The sequence below is a fragment of the Armatimonas sp. genome, from assembly GCF_964826245.1.
This window is the reverse complement of the sequence record NZ_CBAYMC010000335.1, coordinates 1-3,845: the sequence shown is the minus strand read 5'-3', so window position 1 is coordinate 3,845 and position 3,845 is coordinate 1. Positions and strand designations below refer to the sequence as shown.

The 3,845-nt window shown below is 58.8% G+C and carries 4 protein-coding genes and 1 pseudogene; 4 read left to right on the top strand and 1 reads right to left on the bottom strand.

Annotation, left to right across the window (positions count from 1 at the left end):
• A partial coding sequence (locus tag AC1XOS_RS20930; RefSeq protein WP_481964149.1) for an RNA polymerase sigma factor occupies positions 1–405 on the top strand: 405 nt, incomplete at its 5' end.
• The gene (locus tag AC1XOS_RS20925; protein ID WP_481964148.1) at positions 383–757 is read left to right on the top strand and encodes a hypothetical protein; all 375 of its coding nucleotides are present in this window, start codon (positions 383–385) and stop codon (positions 755–757) included. The genes AC1XOS_RS20930 and AC1XOS_RS20925, both read left to right, overlap by 23 nt.
• A 12-nt stretch (positions 758–769) precedes the next feature.
• On the opposite strand, the gene AC1XOS_RS20920 is transcribed toward AC1XOS_RS20925, so the two are convergent.
• Positions 770–2,269 (bottom strand): PEP-CTERM sorting domain-containing protein, encoded by a 1,500-nt coding sequence (locus AC1XOS_RS20920; protein ID WP_481964147.1) that lies wholly within the window; start codon positions 2,267–2,269, stop codon positions 770–772.
• Positions 2,270–2,504: 235 nt separating this feature from the next.
• Between AC1XOS_RS20920 and AC1XOS_RS20915 the strand changes: the two genes are divergently transcribed.
• On the top strand, positions 2,505–3,308 hold the full coding sequence (locus tag AC1XOS_RS20915; protein ID WP_481964146.1) for a sugar phosphate isomerase/epimerase family protein: 804 nt from the start codon (positions 2,505–2,507) through the stop codon (positions 3,306–3,308).
• A pseudogene (locus tag AC1XOS_RS20910) lies at positions 3,301–3,845 on the top strand (hypothetical protein); the annotation flags it as partial. The gene AC1XOS_RS20915 and the pseudogene AC1XOS_RS20910, both read left to right, overlap by 8 nt.

The window sequence follows — 3,845 nt, the reverse complement described above, 5'->3', positions numbered from 1 at the left end:
GGACAGCCACCTCTCTCACTAGAAGGGGCCGCAGATGATGTCCGAGCGCTGATGGAAAACCTCCAGGACGCAGGCCCGAACCCGCACGAGCTCGCGGAGCGCCACGAGACGCAAGCACTGATCCGGGCAGCGGTCGCCACACTGCCTGCGGACCAGGCAGACACGATCTTGCTACGCTTTGGCGGCGATCTCTCGATTCAGGAGATCTCTCTTGCTTTAGGTAAAACCGAGGGAGCCGTTAAGTCCCTGATTCACCGGGGGCTGGTAAACTTACGCAAGATTCTGCGTGAGGAAGCGGTGCAGAGCGGAGCTATTGAGCAGCGACGGCGTAGCGTCGCACAGACAGAACAAGAGAGTACAGCAGCGCCGGTTAAGAAATACCATGGAACCCATATCGAACTCTAAAGATGCCCAGACAGGCAACTTCAACCTACTCTCCCCTCCCGTGCACCGGGTGCTAGATGCTCTGCTAGAAGGTCGCAGTATTGAGGCGACGGATCGTGCGGCACTCACCGAGGAGGAGTGGATGGAGCTTCGAGCACTGGCACGCACCGCGAACTTGACCCGCCTGACCCTTCATCAGCCCGACCCGACCCCACAGGCTGAGGCAAGTGCGCTTGCGCAGGCCCAGCAAACCCTTGCCGCGGTCGGGGCACGCCCTTCGGTACATCCCCAGACCCTAGAGCCCCCCGAAGAAAAACCCTCGTGGCTGGATCGCCTGCGAGGGTTCCTGGGAATTGAGAGAGACAAAGACTAAAAGTCTACGCTATCAGCGCCGCCGCAGTCGTGAGGCGAGCGCGACTCCTCCTAGAACCAAAAGCGCAGCAGCACTAGGCTCTGGAATGGCACTCGGGTCTGAAACCGGCGTTGCCTGCGGATCCGGGCTAGGCTGAGGATTTGGGTCGGAGATAGGCTCCGGGGTTGGAATAGGAGTGGGATCTGGCGTCGCGATAGGCTCCGGGGTTGGAACGGGAGTGGGATCTGGCGTCGCAATGGGCTCTGGGGTAGGAGCAGGCGTTGCAATCGGCTCGGGCGTTGGGATCGGCTCTGGGGTTGGCACCGGAGTCGGAGCGGGTGTTGGGATCGGCTCTGGGGTTGGCATGGGAGTCGGTGCAGGGGTAGGAATCGGCTCCGGGGTTGGCACGGGTGTCGGAATGGGTGTTGGGATCGGCTCTGGGGTTGGCACGGGAGTCGGTGTGCCTCCCCCAACGGGCGTGAACTTCACCCGGAAGGCTTTTTTCTCGCCATTAACGATGTAGTTGCCTGAGACATAGCCCTGGCTATCTACAGAAGTCGCTTCCGAGATGGCATCGTCCGCCAGACCAAGCTGGGAGTGAAGATCGTAAAAAACACCATTCTGCCAAGCTAGTGCGCGGTTGAGGTTGGCCGTGTTTGCGCCTGCCCCCACTCCCACGATCAGATTGCCAGAGATCGCACGAGCTTCGGAGGTGCCCCCCACTCCCAGATAGCTCGTGGGGTGCAGGCTTGTCCCGCTGCTGACTCCATTCCAAACATAGGCTTGGTTCTCCTGAACGCCAACGGTACGCGCTCCACTCAGGCCCAGCTCGCCGCCATCAATCGCACGAGCTTGGGAGTAGAGATCACTCAGGCGGTAGCTGGTGATGCCATCCCAGAGAATCGCGCTGTCATAGCCCTGGGTCTCAAAGAACCCATTGCCTACCGCAATGTTGCCGCTGATTCCAAAGGCCGCTGAGGACGAGATGCGCTGGCCTGCACTGTCGAGAGTATTGACAGGCAAGATCCAGTTAAACCCATTGTCCCAGCGTCGGGCAACAGGAGAAAATGCACCTCCTACATAACCATTGCTTACCAGGTCTGCATCGGTAGCGGTTGCATAGCCCACGATCTTATCGCCTGCTGCATTAATGCCAAGCGCGGAGGAGTAGCCTGTCCCCAAGAGCGAGCTGGGATGCAGATCGCTAGCCACCAAGTTGTTCCAAACAAGAGCGTGTATCGAGCCGCCTGTCGCATCGCCAAGCCCCCAGCCCACAACCCGGTCACCCGAAACCCCTAAGGCAAGCGAGGCAGAGTTGTCCCCCAGTATTGCGGGATGTAAATTTATCGCATTGCTGGCACTATCCCAGTACATGGCATAGAGGCTAACTCCATCCTCGGCCCAGCCTACGGTCGCGCCATCCGCACTGCCGTAGCTGTAGACAGAGGGAAATGTACTCGCAAGGTCGGTGAAAAAGCTGGTGGCATGTGCTGCAGGCGCAACAACAACGGGCGCAATTCCCAGAGATCCCATTAAGGCAACGCGACCCCAAAGCGGAGATATTCGGATAGACATAAGTTCCTCTTTAAAATTCTTCATAAAATGTATAGATACATAGTCAACAAGCACATAAAAGCATCTAAACATCGCTAACTATTGCATTTCGTAATTTATAAATACAATATACACGCCATAATGATAATCAATATATCCAAAACTCAAAAACCCGTATAACAACCAGTGAAGAAAAATACGCTACAATGTTTCCATGATCCAGACACCTCTGCGCCTCTCGGTTTCGACTTGGGCGCTTCATGAGCTCATAGGCACCGTTGCCCCTGGCAGACCCGGTGATCCCGAAGGTCGCCTGATGCCCCCACGCGATAGTGCGTCGCTTGACTTACTGCATCTCCCGCGTGAGCTGGCAAGACGCGGCATCACCACCATGGAGCTGTGCCACTTTCATCTTCCCAACACCAGCGCCTGCTACTTAGACGAGTGGGCAGCGGCACGCGAAGAAGCCGGAGTCGCACTCTGGAGCCTGCTGATCGACGATGGCGATCTCAACCACCCGGAGTTTGGAGATCGGGATCGAGACTGGATCATCGGCTGGATTGATAAGGCATCCCAGCTGGGGGCGCAGTGTGTCCGCATTATCGGCGGCAAGCAGCCCCTCACCGATGAGTCGCTGGCAAAGTCCATTGCGCAGTTTAAGATTATCGCGATGGAGGCCTACGTGCGCGGCGTGCATGTCATGACGGAAAACTGGTTCCCCACGCTCTCCACCCCCGAAGCGATCCATACGCTGATGGAAGAGACGGGCGGCTCGATAGGCATGACCTTCGATTTTGGCAACTGGGGCGGCCCGGACAAGTACAGCAACCTAGAGCAGATCGCCGAGTACGCCGAGGGCTGCCACGCCAAGTGGGACAGCGACGAGGACTTCCTGCGGTGCCTAGAGCTCACCCGCGCCGCGGAGTTCGCTGGCCCCTACACACTGGTCTACGGCGAGCCCGGAAATGTCTGGGAGAGCCTGGAGCGGCAGAGAGCTTTGGTACTTCCCTATGTCTAACCTCCCCACACTGATTGTTTCCGCGGCGCTGAAGGGCGATAAAGTGGCGCAGCTCTGGCGGACGACGCCGGAAGGGACGCAGCGAGTCCGCCTGACACAAGAGAGCCGCGCCTGCCAGTCGCCGCGCTGGAGCGCCGATGGCAAGCGCATCTCCTACGGCCTCTCCACCGGCAAGGCCGATGACGCAGGCGACGACATTCTAGAGTGGTACGAGTGCGACGAAAACGGCAAGAATAAAAAGCGCAGCGCACCGCCCACTCCTGAACCAGAAAAGAGCACCATCACCCCCATCAATACCGAGGACTATGTCACGGGCTTTCGCGTGGGCAACGCTCCCCCCAAGACCATCACGCTCAGCCCCGCCGCCCATAAGCTCTTCGACGAGACAGGAATCAGCGGCGGGATTCTGCGCCTGAGTGCCCTCCCCCACACCTCAACAGCCGTGCTCGGTGTCCAGCTTGCGGGCGGCAACCGCGAGGGCAAGTGGCACACGGCAGTGCTAATAAACCTGGCCACGGGCAAGGCGGAGCCGTGGGG